The organism is Methylobacterium sp. UNC378MF (assembly GCF_900103195.1).
Taxonomy (GTDB): Bacteria; Pseudomonadota; Alphaproteobacteria; order Rhizobiales; family Beijerinckiaceae; genus Methylobacterium.
Map to the genome: position 1 here is coordinate 1 of NZ_FMWU01000005.1, position 16,654 is coordinate 16,654.

Consider the following 16,654-nt stretch of genomic DNA (forward strand, 5'->3'; position numbering starts at 1 on the left):
AAGCGGACCTGCGGACCATGGCCACGAGCAGATGCCGGCTCACCAGGACATGGGTGGACACGTCGATGCTCACGTTCTCGACATGGGCATGTTCCACTGAATTCAGTAATCGGCCAAACTCAACGGCCATAAGCCCATGACAGCGTGCCCCGCCAGGTGAACCTGGCGGGGCACGATTTCGTCTGACAGTCGCGCGGCCGGGCTCGCTGGGAACATTCAAGTCCAGCCGATTCGGTCAAATGTCGGTGAGCATCCCGGTCTGTTCACGGCACCTCTGGCCGCATGAGGCGCGTCTTCGTGATCTTCGTCACAGCCGGTGGCCGCGCGCGAGGCGATACTCGCCCTCAGAAGACGAACTGACGGGATGCCGCCATGAGACGCTCCACCGAATTACGCGTCAAATGCCAGATCTGGCGCGACCTGGATCTTCTTCTCGCACAGCGAGCTGCTCTCGACGGCCTGCCCAGGCGCGGAGAGCCCGTCACGAATTCCACCGCCAACCGCTAGGCCGGCGGCGCGATCCGATGAAGCACCCCGTATTATCTACCGGCTGTGGTGGCGCCGTGGTCGCGGCTTACGTCCGGTCCGCGTCACGGTCACCCGAATCACGTTGGACATGACGGGCGGCTTGTGGGGGACGTGGTCTGCATCGGCGAGAACAAGTTGCAGACTGTGCGTGCCGAGGGGCAGCGTGACCAGCGCCTCCGTCTGTCCGAGGCCGAAATGCAGGTGCTCGAAATCATTCGGGATCCGTTCATCGAGCGCGTGCAGGGAGGTGTCGATCAGCAGATGGTGGTGACCTGTATTGGCCTTGTCGAAACCCGCCGGTGCCACGCCCATTCCGGTCAGGCCGAAGCGGATGAGGGTCTTGCGTGCGACGACGTCGCCGTTGCGCGGCTGAACGAAGTACACGCGCGCTCCCGGCGGTGACGGGCGCTGTTGGACGGCCCCTCCCTCTGTCGCGGCAACCGGCTCGGCGACCTGGGATGCTACCCGGATCTTGATGACCTCGGACGCGACAGGGGGATTATGCGGAATGTGGTCCTTATCGGCGAGCAGCAATTGGAGCGTGTGCTCGCCTGGCGTCAGCTCGATCTCAGCCTCGGTCTGCCCGGCGCCGAAATGCATGTGGTTGAAGTCGTTCGGGATCGGCCGGTCCGCAGCCGGCATCGGCGTGTCGATCAGAAGATGATGGTGTCCGGAGTTCGGGCGATCCAGGCCCGCCGGTGCCACACCCATGTTCCGCAGGCCGAAATGGATCGTCGCCTTGGGCGGGAGGGTGCTGCCGTTCTTGACATCGACGAAGTAGACCGCTGCGCCTGACGGCGATGGCGTCGGGCCGCCTTTGCGCTCCTGCGCCGTTACGGTCGACGCGGTCAGCAGCAGAACAAGAGCCGCTCGAGGCAGGCCGCCCGCAATTGATTTCGCCGCATCAATCACATTGCCTCCTGCGCAACGCGCTGATCAGAGCTCGCATTTTGAGGGCGTGCGATGTCTTCTCGATTCGAGCGGCACGACGCTTGATCCTTACAACGGCGTCGCTGGAATGGCAATTGAAACCTATTGATATCTTGTTTAGGCGTCGGGACCCAGGAATGAACGAAACTTCGGGATCAGCGATGATTGCGCTTCGGCCATTTCTACCTACACTGCAGTTCTCGCTCGTCCGATCATTGCGTACAGGTCATCGTTCATGTCAGGACGGATCTATGTTGGGAGCCCTCCGGAGCTGACGCCTCGGGCAGGGTTACGCAGCCGCATCGGCGGAAGCGGCGTGCTGATCTTTCTGGCATTCCTCGCGCTGAGCGAACTGCTGCTGGCGGTGCGGCCCGGCCTGGCCCAGAACCCGATCGGAGCCGGGCGGCGGTTTGCCCTGCTCATCGCCAACAGCCGCTACCCCGATGCCCAGGGTTCCTTGCCGACGATCGTGAAGGATGGACGCCTCCTCGCGGAAGAGTTGCGGCGAGGCGATTTCGACGTCGACCTGCGCGAAAATCTGAGGCGAGAGGACGTCCAGGCGACCTTGGACACCTTCTATGCCAAGCTCAACGCCGGTGCGGCCGCGTTCGTGTACTTCGGCGGATACGGCATCCAGGTCGAGCGCCAGAGCTATCTCCTTCCCGTCAACGCGCAGATCTGGTCCGAGACAGAAGTCCGTCGTGATGGCATCAGCCTCGATGCGATCCTGAGCGAGTTGAACCGTCGCGGCGTGCGCGTGAAGATCGCGGTGGTTGACGCGGCTCGGCAAAATCCCTTCGAGCGCCGCTTCCGAGCCTCGTCGGCGGGTTTGGCGCCGGTCGACGCTCCGGAAGGGAGCTTGATCCTCTTCTCGGCCCCGCCGGGGAAGGTGGTGCGCGAGGATGACGGTGATGTCAGCCTGTTCGTGAGCGAACTCGGGAAGGAATTGCGCGCGCCGAACCTAACAGCGGAAGAGGCGTTCACCCATACCCGGATCGGGGTATCGCGCGCATCGAAGGCGGAGCGCGTTCCATGGATCTCCTCGTCCTTGATCGAAGAGTTTCGCTTCGCCGTCGCGCCGGCCAACGCTCCGGCGGTGATTGTGCCGGACCGGACCAGCAAGGGCGAGCCGCCTCCCGTCGCACGTCGCCCGCCTTCCGAACCAGCCGCGCCGCCCCTGCCGGCGCCATCCACGAAACCGCCTCCGACGGCCGTTCCGCAGACCGCGGCGGCCTTGCCCGTTCCAAGCCCACCAGCCCCACCGCAATCTCAGGCGCCGATGCAGGAGAGCCGTCAGGCGGCGGGACAGAGCCTGCGGGATTGTGAGACGTGCCCCGAACTCGTCATCCTGCGGGCCGGGACGTTCGAGATGGGCGCCGGCGCTCAGCCGTTCGACCGTCCTGTTCATCGGGTGACGATCCCGCGCCCATTCGCGATCGCGCGCCGGGAGGCGACCATCAACGAGTGGCGCAGCTGTGTCGAGGCAGGGGCCTGCAAGTACCGGCCGAAGGTCGTGGACGAGCAGGCCGGCACGCAGCCCATCACGAACGTGAGCTGGTTCGACGCGCAGGAATATGTCGCTTGGCTCAGCGCGCTGACGCGGCGGACCTACCGCCTGCCGAGCGAGGCGGAATGGGAGTACGCCGCGCGCGGTGGCACAAGCACCGCCTTCTCCTGGGGGCCTCAGGTCGGCGACAGCAAGGCCAATTGCCGCGAGTGCAGCCGGACCGGCGGCCACGAACTGTCGAGCGTCGCGAGCTTCGCGCCCAATGGGTTCGGCCTATTCGACATGGCGGGCAACGCAGCTGAATGGGTTGAGGATTGCTGGAACGATTCCTACCGAGGCGCCCCGCAGGATGGAACGGCTTGGCTCACCGGGACCTGCAGCCAGCGGGTGCTCCGGGGCGGTTCCTTCGATAGTTCGGCCAGCTACGTGAAGCCCTCGGCGCGGTTCCGGTACGATGCCGATGTCCGGTACTATGCCAACGGGTTCCGGGTGGTGCGCGGGCTGCCGTGACCGGGCGCGCGAGCTTGTTCGCCATCGGGACGCGGGGTCCGTTCCGGCACATCCTCGGATCACCCGGAGGAAGGCTCCTGTGCCATGCGGGTCAGCGCCTCGGTATTGAGGAGCACGACACAGCCCCGGCGCAGATCGATGTACCCGGCGCGGCGCCAAACCTGCAATTGGCGGTTCACGCTCTCGCGCGTGCCACCCACGAAAGCGCCGAGTTGTTCCTGGGAGATCTGGATCTCGTTGCCGAAATCCTCGGCCAGTACCGCCAGTCGGCGGGCGAGCCGGACTCCCAGCGACAGCGTGGCCAGTTCGTTCATCTGGCCGGCGATGTAGCGGATCCGGCTGCAGAGGAGACCGATCAACCGGATGGCGACGTCGGGCTCGCGCGTGAGGTAGGCGAGAAGATCGGAACGCCGCAGGACGAAAACCTCGCTTGCCACGACGGCCACCGCATCGGCCGTGCGCTCGTTTCCGTCGAGGAGGGCAATCTCACCGAACAGGTCGCCCGCCCCAAGGCTGTTGAGCACGATGCGTCGTCCGGCCTCGGTCCCGGTTTCGATTCGGATTTCCCCGCGCCTGATCCCGTAGAGGGTGTCACCAGGATCACCGACCTGGAATAAGATTTCGCCCGCTCGCAGCATGCGCGCCGTCGCCATCTCGGCAAGACTGTCGATCACCTCCGGGCCGAGGTCCGCGAACAGCGGGTTCACGCGCAGAAGCGGACCGAAACCGGAGCCTTTCGACATGACCGCCACCCCGAGAACGTAAGAGCGCCAGATTCTCACGCGAACGCAGGTCATCGCGCAACGGCTTGTTTTCAGTTGCCCAATTTTCCTTGTTCGACCATGCTGGCTATAGAGCATTCGATGGCGATTCACGTCACCTATTGTGGGGACAATCCGTCCCTGCCAGCCCAGCATTGCGGAGTCTGCCGATGCGGACGGAGGGCGCACTCTCGTCGGCGCCGAGCTTGACTTGGCGAGGCAGCCTGTTCCGCAAATACGTCCTGACGCTCGTAAGTCTTGTCGCCCTGGTTCTGACGATCAACGCGGCCGTGGAGACCTGGTTTCTGTATCGGGAAACCGTCGAGCGCGTCGCCCGCGTCCAGGCCGCCTTCGCGGCCAGCGCGACGGCGGCCGTCGAAGACACGCTGGCAGAGATCGAGCGACAGGTGGGTTGGGTGACACGGGCAAGCGCGCAGAGCCTCGCCCAGCACCGCGAGGACTACGCTGCGCTTCTCGACCAGACACCGATCGTCCTGACGCTCGCCTTTTTCGATGACGAGGGCCGCGAGCGTGTCCGAGCCAGCCGGCCGGACAGCGCTGATCCCATGGCATCGGCTGATCTTGGACCGGTCCCGGAGCACAAGGGATTTCAGAACCTCCAGATCGTCGGGGGCGAGATCTACACAAACCTTCTCCTGCCGCATCCGGGCGCGGGGACCGGCGCCACCCTGGCCCGTGTCCGGCTGACCGCCTTGACGGGGAGCCTCCCGTCCGCGGCCGCCGGTGTCGGAAGCTACGCTGACCTCGTCACGCCGGACGGGATCAGCGTGGCCCGCTCCGACAAGAGCCCGCATGCGACGGGCGATCGCCTGACCCTGCCGACACCCGGTTCGGTGGCCTATGTCTCCGATGGCGCGGGACAGCCGGTCCTGGCCACCCAATATGCCCTCGCTGTGCTACCCGCCTCGCTCATCGTCGCGCAGCCCCTGAGCGAGGCGCTGGCGCCTGTGCGCGACCTGCTCATCCGGCTCGTCTGGCTCCTCGCGTTCGGCCTCGTCGTGGCGATCTGCGCCAGTCTCCTCTTGGCCCGCCGCATGCTCGTGCCGATCCGCGCGCTGCATGCCGGGGCCGAGCACTTCGCGGCCAACCGCTTCGAGCACCGCATCGCCGTGCGCACGGGCGACGAGTTCGAGGCGCTCGCGACGCGCTTCAACACCATGGCCGACGCACTCTCGACGTCGTATGCGCGGCTCGAGAGCGAGATCCAGCGACAGACCCGGGATCTCGCCCGCTCCGTCAGCGAATTGCGGGCTCTCGAGGAAACCGGGCGCGCCATCGTCGCCTCCCTTCAGATCGATGACGTCGTGCGGGCGATCGCCGCGCGGGCCGCGACGCTCGCGGGTTCCGACGCCAGCGCCGTCTATTTGGTCGAGGCGCCGGGCGAGACGTTCCGCCGCGCTGGTGACCACGGTCTGCCGCCCAGCGCGGTCAGCGACATACTCCCCGCCAATGCCCTGGACAAAGCCGGCGACGCTGCGGCCGAAGTCATCCTGGTCCGCGACCTGACCACGATCAGCGGACTTCTCACAGGCGTTGCGGAAGGGTTTCAATCCGCCACGCTCATCAACCTCGCCGACAGCGACGGCCGCCTCGGCTTCCTCCTCCTGCTCGCTCGAGACGCCGCTCCCTTGGGCAGTTCCGAGCATGTCCTGCACACGTTCGCGCATCAGGCCGCTCTCGCAATCCGGAACGCGCGTCTCTTCCAAGAGGTCGACGAGAAAGGCCGACAGCTCGCCGCCGCAGATCTCCATAAGACGCAGTTCTTCGCCAACATGAGCCACGAGCTCCGCACGCCATTGAACGCCGTGCTAGGCTATTCGGAGCTTCTGGCCGACGGGCTGTACGGTCCGCTCAGCGAGAAGGCCAGCGAGGCCCTGGAGCGTATTCAGATCAACGGCCGCCACCTGCTGAGCCTGATCAATGACGTTCTCGATTTCACGAAGATCGAGGCCGGCCTGCTCACGCTTGATATCCAGGATTACGCGCTGGGTGCCTTGATCGAATCCGTAACGGTGGCGGCCTCCTCGCTGGCTCAGGCAAAGGGCCTCGCCCTGCAGATCGACGTCCCGCAGACGCTGCCGGTCGGACAGGGCGACGAGCGGCGGCTCACGCAAGTGCTCATGAATCTCGTGGGCAACGCCATCAAGTTCACGCAATCCGGCTTCGTGAAGGTGTCTGCGCAGGCCGTCGACGACAACTTCGTCATCAAGGTTTCCGATACAGGCCCCGGTATTGCGCCAGTCGATCAGGCACGGATATTCGACGAATTCCAGCAGGTGGACAGCTCGAGCACGCGCCAGCAGGGCGGTACGGGACTGGGCCTCTCGATCACCCGCCAACTCGTCCTCCTGCATGGTGGCCGGATCGAGGTGCGATCGGAGTTGGGACAGGGTGCGGTGTTTCAGGTGACCCTTCCGATCCGCACGGCTGTCGAGAGGAAAAAGGCCTCATGAAGCGGATACTGATCGTCGAGGATACGGAGGACAATCGTCGCATCCTGCGCGACCTTCTCTCGGCTGCCGGCTATGGCATCGTCGAGGCTCCGGATGGGCAGCGAGGAGTCGAGGTGGCGCAAGCCGAGCAGCCCGACCTCATCCTGATGGATATCCAGCTTCCCGTGATGGATGGTTACGAGGCCGCCCGGCGCCTGAAGGCTGATCCCTCGACGCGTCACATCCCGGTCGTTGCCGTGACCTCCTACGCCCTTTCGGGCGACGAAGATCGAGCCCTCGCCGCGGGCTGCGACGGCTATGTCGCCAAGCCGTTCAGCCCGCGCAAGGTCCTGAGCCTCGTTCGCCAGATGCTCGTTGACGTCTGAGGCGGAGCGGAGGCCGTGCCGGCGCAAATCCTCGTCGTCGACGACAATCCTGAGAACTTGGAGATCCTGCGCGTCCGCCTGGAGGCGCAGGGTTACGAGGTTGGGCTCGCACCGGACGGCGAGACTGCACTGGCGCGAGCCGCTGCCCAACCGCCGGACCTTATCCTTCTCGACGTGATGATGCCGCGTCTCAGCGGACTGGATGTTCTGCGTCGCCTCAAGACGGATGAGGTTCTGCGCTACGTCCCCGTCGTGTTGCTCACCGCGCGTGTGGAGACGCGCGACGTCGTCGAGGGGCTCGATGCCGGCGCGGATGAGTATCTGACGAAACCTTACGAGCATGCTGCTCTGATGGCGCGGGTCCGCTCGATGCTGCGCCTTAAAGCGCTGACCGACACAGTGCGAGCGCAGGCGCGCGAGCTTGCGGATCAGAAATCGGCGCTCGCCGAGGCAAACCGTGATCTCGAGAGCCAGGTCGCCGTCAAGGCCGCCGAACTCGAGCGGATCGGTCGATTGCGGCGGTTCCTCTCACCCCAGATCGCCAATCTCGTCGCCGCAGATCGCGACGACCACGCGCTTTTGCAGCCGCACAGGCGCGAGATCACGGTGGTGTTCTGTGACCTGCGCGGCTTCACGGCCTTCACGGATACGGCCGCGCCGGAAGAGGTGGTCGCGGTCCTTCGCGAGTATCATGCGACTGTCGGCCAAGCCGTGTTCCAATATGAAGGAACGTTGGAGCACTTCGCCGGCGACGGCATCATGACCTACTTCAATGATCCGTACCCTTGCCCAGAGCACACCGAGCGCGCGGTGCGCATGGCCTTTGCTCTCCGCGAGCGCGTCGGCAGCCTGTCGCGGCAGTGGGAATCGCGCGGCCACTCGATCGGTTTCGGGTTGGGTCTCGCCCGAGGCTACGCGACTCTCGGTCAGTTCGGTTTCGAGGGACGCTTCGAATACGGGGCCCTCGGAAGCGTGACCAATCTGGCTTCCCGCCTCTGCGACGTGGCCCAGGCGGGGCAGATCGTGGTGAGCCGCTCCGTGTTCAGCGCTGTCCAAGCAGTCGCGCAAGCGCGGCCCCTGGGCAATCTGCCCCTCAAGGGTTTCCTGCGTGAGGTTGCAGCATTCGAGCTCGTGGCCTTGTCGGAGGATCGGCCCGGACCCTGACCCGGTTTCAGCAGAGGATTCTGTTGCTGGTCCAGCCTATAGATAGCGTGCGCGCCTCTTGATCGTGGGAGTGCGCGCATCGTGCCTGCCGCAGGTCTGCTCGGACGCGTTCGCTGCCGATGTTCCGGACCGTCCGCGCGCGACATCGGCAACGCTGACTGGCATGTGCCTGGTCGAGCCCAGACGCGTGAGTTGCGACCGCTCAATGTAGCTCTGGATTGACGTGTCGTGACGAGCCTCTGCGTCGTGACTGCAGAGTCTGTTCTGTGTTGCTCGTCCAGTCGCATGTGAACTTGGTCACAGAAGGTCACGACGAAAAGGATTTCCTTTCCCGGGCCGCCAATCAGGGCTGCTACTGCGGAGAACGTCCATGACATTCCATCGTCCTATCCTCGTCTTGAGCCTCGCCATTCCGCTGACGCTCACTGTGACTGGTCCGGCATCCGCCTTCGGATTCAGCGATCTCAATCCGGTCAAGATCGCGAAAGGCGCCGTGAAGGAAGTCAAGAAGGCCACCAAGACCGTAAGCAGGACGGCCGAGAAGGGTGCAAAGGCTGTTGGCAGGACCGTGGAACGGGGCGCCAAGGGCATTGGTCGCGCCGCTGAAAGCGTCGGCCAGGACGCCGTCAAGACCGCGAAGGCTGCGCCGAAGGCGTACATGAAGGTCGCCAAGCCCGTCGGAGTAGCGGTTTCAAAGTACTATCACGCGGCTGGAAAGGTCATCGAGAATACGCCTCTGAAAGTCTTCAAGCCGCTGGCCGATGACGTGTCCAAGGCCGCGCGCACGAAGGAAGCCAAGATCGGCGCAGCAGTCGGCGTAGGCCTGCTCACCGCCGGCGGCGGAACGGCCGCGCTGCTACACAGTGGCGGGACGGCCGCGGGCGCTGGTGCGATGACTGCCTATTACGGAAAGCAAGTCTACGCAAAAGGTCGCGCGGTCGCCAACGACTACCGGCAGCATGGCATGAAGAAAGCTCGCGATACGTTCATGACCGCATACGAGCAGCGGCAGAAAGAGATCAGAGGCATGCAGGATTACAGCCGGCGCTGACATGGTTCCGATGCAACGTGCCCCTCAGAAAATCTCTGAGAGGCACGTTTCTATACGTTTATTTGAGGCGTTAAATCGACAATTATATTATTATTATGACAAATAAGCTACATAAAATGTGATCATCAATAAAAGATTGATGCGATAATTGTCGTTCTAAAACAGCGGTTTGGCTAAATAGGATTGCTGCCAGCTCCCAGCGAAGAGGTCTGCTATCGATGCGATACAGGTGAATGACGATCACCAATAAGGCGGGCACGCCGGCACCGGCGGCGCTGATGCCCTGGGCCCGGCAAGCCTCTCGCGCGATCGCTGAGAGCAGAACTCGCGCTCGAATTGCCCTATACCGACGTGAGGTTCACCGATCGCGAGGCGATTGGTGATTCCACGCCGATCCCGAGATCTACGATCACGAGGCTGCGGACCGCCGCGTCGCGTGCTTCAACCAGGGTCCGTCGTCACCTGAGGTGATCGAGGGCATTGGCGAAACAGAGGATGCCGCTGAAGCTGGCGGCGGTCTTCCCGTCGCGTGTCGCGACGAGCCCAGCGGATGAAGGTCCGAGCGGCGCGTCCGACGGCCCCAGATCGTGTGGGATTGCGCGCCACTCGGCATGGGCTCGACTATCCTCCTCCTTCCAATCCGATCGGGAGCGGCTCTAGACCACGCGGAGATCCGCCACGGGCGTGAGGAGCGGGCGGTAAGCCGCAATCAATTGCGGCCTGCCGAACAGATAGCCCTGAATCTCCGCGCAGCGATGCTCCCGCAGGAACGCAAGCTGCTCCTCAGTCTCGATCCCCTCCGCGATCACCGGGATGCCCAAGCTTTCGCCCAGGCTGATGATCGCGCGCACGATCTCGCCGCCTGTGCTCGTCACGCCGATCTGCCCCACGAACGACCGGTCGATCTTGATCTTGTCGAAGGGGAACGCCTGCAGTGTCGCCAGCGACGAGTAACCCGTCCCGAAATCATCGATCGAGATGCGCACGCCGAGCGCTTTCAGGTCGCGCAGCACCTCCTGCGAGCGTGCCGAACCTTTCAGGAATAGGCTCTCGGTTACCTCGAGCTCCAGCCGATCCGGCTTCAGCCCCGTCTTCTCAAGCACCGCGCGGACGACGTCCGTGAGATCGGCTTGCTGGAGCTGCGCGATCGAGACGTTCACGCCGATGCCGAGGGGGAGTTCCCAGGCCGCGGCCTCGCGGCAGGCCTCGCGGAGGACCCACTCGCCGAGCGGGAGGATCAACCCCGTCTCCTCTGCAAGCGGTATGAATTGCCCGGGCGAGATCGGCCCGCGGGTCGGATGCGTCCAGCGCAGGAGTGCTTCGAAGCCGCAGGCGCGGTTCGAGGCTACCTCGAACTGGGGCTGGTAGTGCAGTTCGAGTTGCGCGGTGCCGATGGCGGCGCGCAAATCCAGCGCGAGCTGGTGCTGCTCGCGCGCTGCCGCATCCATCATCGACTCGAAGAACCGGTAAGTTCCCTTCCCCTCCTTCTTGGCGCGAACCAGCGCCATATCGGCGGCGGAGAGAAGCTTCTCGTAGGTGCCTCCATCACGCGGAAACGATGCGATCCCCACGCTGCAACCGATATCGATGCGCCGCTCGCCGTCCGCATAGGGCGCAGAGAGCACGTCGATCACGACCTGTGCGGTCATGTCGGCCGTCCTGACATCGAGACCTGTCGCAAACACGGCGAACTCGTCGCCACCGAGGCGCGCGGCGGTGCAGCGTTCGCAGGGCAGTCCCCGCAGGCGCGCGGCGACCTCGGAGAGAAGGCGGTCCCCGGTCGGATGGCCGAACAGGTCGTTGACCTGCTTGAAGCCGTCGAGATCAAGGCAGAGAAGGGCGACCTCCTCGCCCGTCTCGGAACAGATCGCCAAGCCCCGTTCGACGATCTCCTCGAACTGCAACCGGTTCGGCAATTTGGTCAAAACGTCGTGACGCGCGAGAAAGCGCAGACGTTCCTCGCTGCGGCGGCGCTCCGTGACGTCCTCGTGCGTCGAGATCCAGCCCCCGTCAGAAAGGAGCACGCGGCGGACGCTGATGTCGCGATCGTCGGCCAAGTGAACGATGCCGGCGTAGTCCAGAGACGCGCGCGGTGTCGGAGGGGTGATGACAGTGTCCCAGGCGCCGGCCGCCTCCCCCCGTTGTTCTAGAATGTATCGGCGAAGGTCCGCAGCCCTCGTTCCCACCCGCCGGAGATGGTGAGGGACCGCGTAGAGACTGGCGAAACGCTCGTTCATGATGACGAGACGGTCGGACGCGTCGAACAGGCATAGTCCCTGAACAATGTTGTCGAGCGCGACGCCGAAGCGCTCGTAATGCGCGCGCAAATCGCGCTCGCTGCGGGCGCGCTCCTCGGCGCTTGCGATGCGCCGTTCGACGCGAGCCCGCCGCAGGAAGAGCAGGAACAGGGCCGCGATGCAGACCAACAGGAGTGTCGCCGCCGTACCGACAACCACCGCCTGTCGGTGGAAAGGGGCAAGGCTCGCTTCCACCGTGCGACTGATGCTCAGGATGAAGGGATACCGGCCGAGAGCCTGCGTCGCGATGATACGCTCGTGACCGTCAATGGGGCTGACATTGCGGATGACGCCGCCGGCCGGGTTCTTAGCGGCGATCAGCGCGGCTCCCGTCGCCGGCAATACCGTGCCGATGACGGCCTCCCGATGGGGATGGCGCACGAGCAGCATGCCATCATTGCGAAACACTGAAACGACAGCATCGTCGGCCGGTGTGATCTTCTGATAGAGCCGTTCGAAGTAGCCAAGTTCAACCGCGCCGAGCACAAGGCCGAGGAATGTTCCGTCCGGTGCCGAAATTTTGCGGGCAACGTAGATTGTCCATTCCCCGTCGCCGCGATTCTGAACCGGTTGACCGGTAAAGCGTTGGAGCTTGGGATCAGCGGCGAGCGCCTTGAAGTAGTCCCGGTCCGCGATATTCACTTCGGGGATCGGCCAGTACCGACTGAAATTCAGGAGCTTGCCGGCGTGGTCAATGAGCGTGATGGCGTTGACCTGCGGGAGCGCGGCGATCCGGGCCTTGAGCGCCACGTGCAGCTCCTGCCGACTCGCCGCGGCAGCGTAATCCGAGGTCGTGACAACGTTTGCCTCGTGCATGCCCTGGATGACGGCTTCCTGGACCATCTCGATGGCCTGCAGGGAGCGGTCCGCTTGATCGGCGAGGACCGTTGAAAGCCCGACCAGATTATGCTCGACGTCCTGCACAGCTTGCCGGTGCATGTCGCCGATGAAGAGCGTCGCGCTTAACGCGATCACCAAGGTCAGTACAACGAACGACGCGACTAGGGCAGCGGCAGGCCGGAGTTCGGTCGCGGGCGTCGATCGAATTCCCGACACGGGTATTGCGCTCCTCGTACGTCATCCCATGCCCCAGTCGCCTTCTGGTCTCCAAGATGTTGAAAGACTGTTCCTCGCGAGTTCTCGGCAACAGGCCAAAGATCGAGCAAGCTGAATCAGACCTTACCCCTCGCTCGAGGCATGTTGTGCGGCTCGGCTCGCGCTCAGAATCGTCGCGGCATTCGCGTGACCTCACATTTGACGGCGGCAAGATCGCGACCCTCGTCGTCAGTCGCCGCCTGTCACCGCGTCAGGTGGGGCTCAATATTCGATCTGCGGAGCCTGTGCTGTTCATGCCCTCACGCGCCACCACTCCCCGGGCGTTCGAACATAGCCGCGCGACATGAACGGAACGAGTGACGTGGCGATCGTCCTCTATCACATCGCGGAGCATGAGCGGTGACCTGAGCTCGTTTTGTTTATCGGGATGTGCTCTGAGCGCGGCGATCGGGAAAGTAAGTGGCCCGGGAGCTCTACTATATTTGCACTTTACCCCACGGTCGGCAGAATATCGCTCCACATCATAAAATTGATCATGCGAACTCGCGCAAGTCTACAAACCACCTGTCTGAGGCACGCGCGCGAATCTCTCGATGACCGAGGCCGGCCGAAGGCGACCTTGCCGCTTGCGGCGTTCAAATCGGAGAAGCGGACCTTCGGCGCCGCACAGGGACGGCGCTGAACGCCGCACGCCGAGTTGCCAACCCACCGAGAATTCCGTGGTCACTATGCTGCTGGCCAGTATGCGGCTGACCCCTGAAACCGGTGTGTCCGGGCGCCACAATGCGCCCGGACACACCCGGCGAGCAGCATGCCTTTACAAGGTGATCGGATGAAAGCGGATTGCCGAATGGATCAGGCGGTTTGTGGTCGGGACCGCCCGCGATCTTCGAATGATGCAGCAAGCGCCGTCGCTACGGCTAGGGCGTCTCCGGTTTAATCTGGTTCGTATCCTGCGGCGACGAAGAAGTTGGCGCACTGGTCGGGTGTGACGGTGTCGACGAGGCGTCCGATGGCGGACCGCAAACCCTCGACGGTTCGCTCGGCAGCTTTGCGCAGGAGAGCGTTGAGTTCGGAGAAGGCCATCTCGATGGGGTTGAAGTCCGGGCTGTAGGGCGGGAGGAACAGCAGTCGCGCGCCTGCCGCTTCGATCGCCGCCTGCACGGCCGGCCCCTTGTGGCTGCCGAAGTTGTCCATGACGACGATGTCACCGGGAACAAGTTCGGGCACGAGCACGCGCTCGAGGTAAGTCTGGAAGGCGTCGCGGTTGATCGGCCCATCGAGCACGAAGGGCGCTGTGATCCCGGACAGACGCAAGCCCGCCACCAGCGTCGTCGTCTTCCAGTGGCCATGCGGCACGGGCGAGCGCGGCCGCTCGCCTCGGGGAGACCGTCCGCGCCGGCGGGCCATGTTGTTCGAGGTCCAGGTCTCGTCGAGAAACAGAGGACGCTCAGGGTCGAGATCGCGCTGGCCCTCGGACCAGGCGTCGCGCGCAGCCTGCACGTCCGGGCGATCTTGCTCTGCGGCGTGAGCTGTCTGTTTTTGTAGGTGAGGTCACGCGCGTCGAGGAAGCTCCACAGGGTGCCGGTCCCGACGGTCAGATCGTGCTCATCCCGAAGCCGGTCGCGCATCTCATCCAGGGTGATGCCGACCGTCTCGGTACCCAAGTCCTGTCGGCCGACGAGCCATAAATCTGTACGTTTTGCATTCAATCATTAATAATCAGGCATTTCGCCAAAGTAATTCAATCAGCGAAGGGCATGTTGACGACGATGATCAATTTCGAGAAATTCATCGTGAAACGGCAACCCCCCTCTTCCGCCGCGCGAACACAGACGCTTGCGCCGTGAAGCTTGGCGATAGCGGCGACCAAGCTCAGGCCAAGCCCGTTTCCGGGGGTTTGGCGGGACATCTCCGCGCGGTAGAACCGTCGGAAGATCTTATCGTGCTCGCTCGCGGGCAGACCCGGGCCGGTATCCTCGACGGCCACCTCGACCGCCTGACTGGAATGGGCGACTTCGACGCGCACGGCCCCCCCGGAAGGCGTGAACTTCAGGGCGTTGTCGATGAGGTTCGACAGGGCCTCGAAGCAAAGGTCCCGGTCGCCATGGACGGGGGGGACTTCGGCGTCGGCTGCGAGGACGAGCCGGACGCTCCTTTCCTCCGCTTCGGGCTCGAAGAAATCGACCGCCGCCGCGGCCAGCTCGCCGAGATCGACCGGGGCGAAGGCGGTCCTGCGGCCTTCCTCCATCGCGCCGATCCGCAGCACGGCGGTCACCATGGCGAGCGTCTGGTCGATCCAGGCGAGGCCCTGGTCGATCGCCTCGTGGAACTCCGCGACCGTCTTCGCCTGCGCCCGGCTGCGCTCAAGCCGGGCCCGCAGGCGGGTGAGCGGCGTGCGCAGGTCGTGGGCGACGGCGTCGCCGACGCTGCGGACCTCGCCCATCAGATGCTCGATCTCGTCGAGCATCCGGTTCACGTTCGCGGCGAGGCGATCGAACTCATCGCCCCGCTTCCCGACCGGCAGGCGCTTGCCGAGGTTGCCGCGCATCACCTCGGCGAGTGCCGCCTCCGTGGCGGCGAAGCGCCGGCGGCCCCGGCGGGCGAGGACGATGCCGCCGATCCCCGAAAGCGCCAGCATCGGCAACAGCCCGAGGCCCAGGGCCCGCAAGGTCGTGACCCGCACCTTGTCGATGTCGTCGGTGTCATGGGCGATCACCACCGTGCCGCCGCCGGGCAGCGACAGGGCAGACGCCCAGATCTCATCGGCGAGGCTGCGGCCCCCAACCACCACCGTGGCGTTCACGCGATAGGCGTCCCCGTCCTGCGGCAAACCCTTCGGGATCGTATCGAGGTTGCCCGCGCGGCGGGTGCCGTTCGGCGCAAAGAAGCCGCCGTAGTGCCGCGCGTGCGGATCCATCGCGGTCCAGGTGTCGACCCGCAAAGCCGTGGCGGCGGGGTCGGCGGCGGCCGCGCGGACTTCGAGCCGCAGGGTCTCGGCGAGTTCCTCCCGCAGATACGAGGCGGTCTGCCAATAGATGAAGGCGAACATCGTCAGTGCGAGGAGCACCGACCACAGGGCGATCCCCAGCGCCCACCGCAGGGTGGTCGAACGCAGGACGTCAGTCATCGGGGGTGAGGGTGAAGCCGACGCCGCGGACGTTCTGGATCAGGGGCACCTCCCCGGCGGCCTCCAGCTTGCGGCGCAGGCGCCCGAGATGGACGTCGATGAGGTTCGATTTCGGGGTGAAGCGGTAGTTCCAGACCTCCTCGAACAGCATCGCCCGGGTGACGATCCGGCCGGGCGAGCGCATCAGGTAGGCGAGCAGCTTGAGTTCGCGGGGCAGGAGGTCGAGGTTCCGCGCGCCGCGCCGGCCGGTCCCGGCGACGAGGTCGATTTCCAGGCTGCCGACTCGCAGCAGCGTCTCGCGGCCGTCGACCGGGCGGCGGAGCAGCGCCTCGATCCGCGCAGCGAGTTCGCCGAGAACGAAAGGCTTGGCGAGGTAATCGTCGCCGCCGGCCCGGAGGCCGCGGATGCGCTCGTCCACATCGCCCAGCGCGCTCAGGACGAGGGCGGGCGTCCGGTCGCCATCCCGGCGCAGGTCCTGAAGGACGCCAAGCCCGTCCTGGCCCGGCAGCATCCGGTCGAGGATGATCGCGTCCCAGCCGCCCTCCCGCGCCGACCGGGCGCCGTCCGGCCCGGTCGCCACCCAGGCGACCTCGTGGCCGCGCCCGCGCAGATCATCGAGCACGTCCCCGGCCGTGTCCCCGTCATCCTCGATCAGCAACAGCCTCGCCACGCCAGCCCGTCCCTCCCGCGCTCTCCATTCTGTCGCATATCGGCCCGGCGGTCTGCGCAAGGACACGACTGTGAACCCGAATTTAGTGGCGCCCCATCGGCTTCACCCAACTTATTAGAACGACTCTAGCGCGTACCTCGGCTCCCATTCGGGCGGGGACGTTCCTGTTCCGAGCCCTGCCGATGTTGATCTCGCCCAGCGCCGCCGCCGC

10 protein-coding genes and 1 pseudogene are annotated in these 16,654 nt (G+C 64.9%); 5 read left to right on the forward strand and 6 right to left on the reverse strand.

The genetic code is table 11. The annotated features are described in order from the left end of the window. Positions 1-543: 543 nt before the first annotated feature. The gene (locus BLT59_RS06405; RefSeq protein ID WP_091777681.1) at positions 544-1,440 is read right to left on the reverse strand and encodes a DUF4399 domain-containing protein; all 897 of its coding nucleotides are present in this window, start codon (positions 1,438-1,440) and stop codon (positions 544-546) included. 334 nt (positions 1,441-1,774) lie between these two features. On the opposite strand from BLT59_RS06405, the gene BLT59_RS06410 reads away from it, so the two are divergent. After that, positions 1,775-3,475, forward strand: a complete 1,701-nt coding sequence (locus BLT59_RS06410; protein ID WP_175543951.1) for an SUMF1/EgtB/PvdO family nonheme iron enzyme — start codon at positions 1,775-1,777, stop codon at positions 3,473-3,475. A 59-nt stretch (positions 3,476-3,534) separates the two neighbouring features. Here the strand turns inward: BLT59_RS06410 and BLT59_RS06415 are convergent, their stop codons facing one another. Continuing rightward, a complete protein-coding gene (locus BLT59_RS06415) occupies positions 3,535-4,218 on the reverse strand; it encodes a Crp/Fnr family transcriptional regulator (protein WP_091778100.1) in 684 nt (227 codons plus the stop codon). Positions 4,219-4,406: 188 nt separating this feature from the next. Between BLT59_RS06415 and BLT59_RS06420 the strand changes: the two genes are divergently transcribed. The 4 genes from BLT59_RS06420 (at position 4,407) to BLT59_RS06435 (ending at position 9,290) form a co-directional block, all read left to right on the forward strand. Continuing rightward, positions 4,407-6,710, forward strand: coding sequence for a HAMP domain-containing sensor histidine kinase (locus BLT59_RS06420; protein ID WP_091777685.1), 2,304 nt, complete (start codon positions 4,407-4,409; stop codon positions 6,708-6,710). Beyond that, positions 6,707-7,075 carry a response regulator gene (locus tag BLT59_RS06425; RefSeq protein WP_091777687.1) on the forward strand — a complete coding sequence of 123 codons (369 nt, stop codon included), beginning with the start codon at positions 6,707-6,709 and terminating at the stop codon, positions 7,073-7,075. Before BLT59_RS06420 ends, BLT59_RS06425 begins: the two co-directional genes overlap by 4 nt. Positions 7,076-7,090: 15 nt before the next feature. Then, positions 7,091-8,239 (forward strand): adenylate/guanylate cyclase domain-containing protein, encoded by a 1,149-nt coding sequence (locus BLT59_RS06430; RefSeq protein WP_091777689.1) that lies wholly within the window; start codon positions 7,091-7,093, stop codon positions 8,237-8,239. Between the two features lie 370 nt (positions 8,240-8,609). Then, the gene (locus tag BLT59_RS06435; protein ID WP_091777691.1) at positions 8,610-9,290 is read left to right on the forward strand and encodes a hypothetical protein; all 681 of its coding nucleotides are present in this window, start codon (positions 8,610-8,612) and stop codon (positions 9,288-9,290) included. 656 nt (positions 9,291-9,946) lie between these two features. Here the strand turns inward: BLT59_RS06435 and BLT59_RS06440 are convergent. From BLT59_RS06440 to BLT59_RS06455, 4 genes and pseudogenes are all read right to left on the reverse strand, one after another. Beyond that, positions 9,947-12,643 (reverse strand): bifunctional diguanylate cyclase/phosphodiesterase, encoded by a 2,697-nt coding sequence (locus BLT59_RS06440; RefSeq protein WP_139173980.1) that lies wholly within the window; start codon positions 12,641-12,643, stop codon positions 9,947-9,949. Between the two features lie 936 nt (positions 12,644-13,579). Continuing rightward, positions 13,580-14,289: pseudogene (locus BLT59_RS06445) on the reverse strand (IS630 family transposase); the annotation flags it as partial. A gap of 98 nt (positions 14,290-14,387) precedes the next feature. After that, entirely contained in the window at positions 14,388-15,773 is a 1,386-nt protein-coding gene (locus BLT59_RS06450) for a HAMP domain-containing sensor histidine kinase (protein ID WP_091777695.1), read from the reverse strand. Next, complete coding sequence (locus BLT59_RS06455; protein ID WP_091777697.1) at positions 15,766-16,443, reverse strand: response regulator transcription factor; 678 nt, start codon at positions 16,441-16,443, stop codon at positions 15,766-15,768. Before BLT59_RS06455 ends, BLT59_RS06450 begins: the two co-directional genes overlap by 8 nt. Between the last annotated feature and the right edge of the window lie 211 nt (positions 16,444-16,654).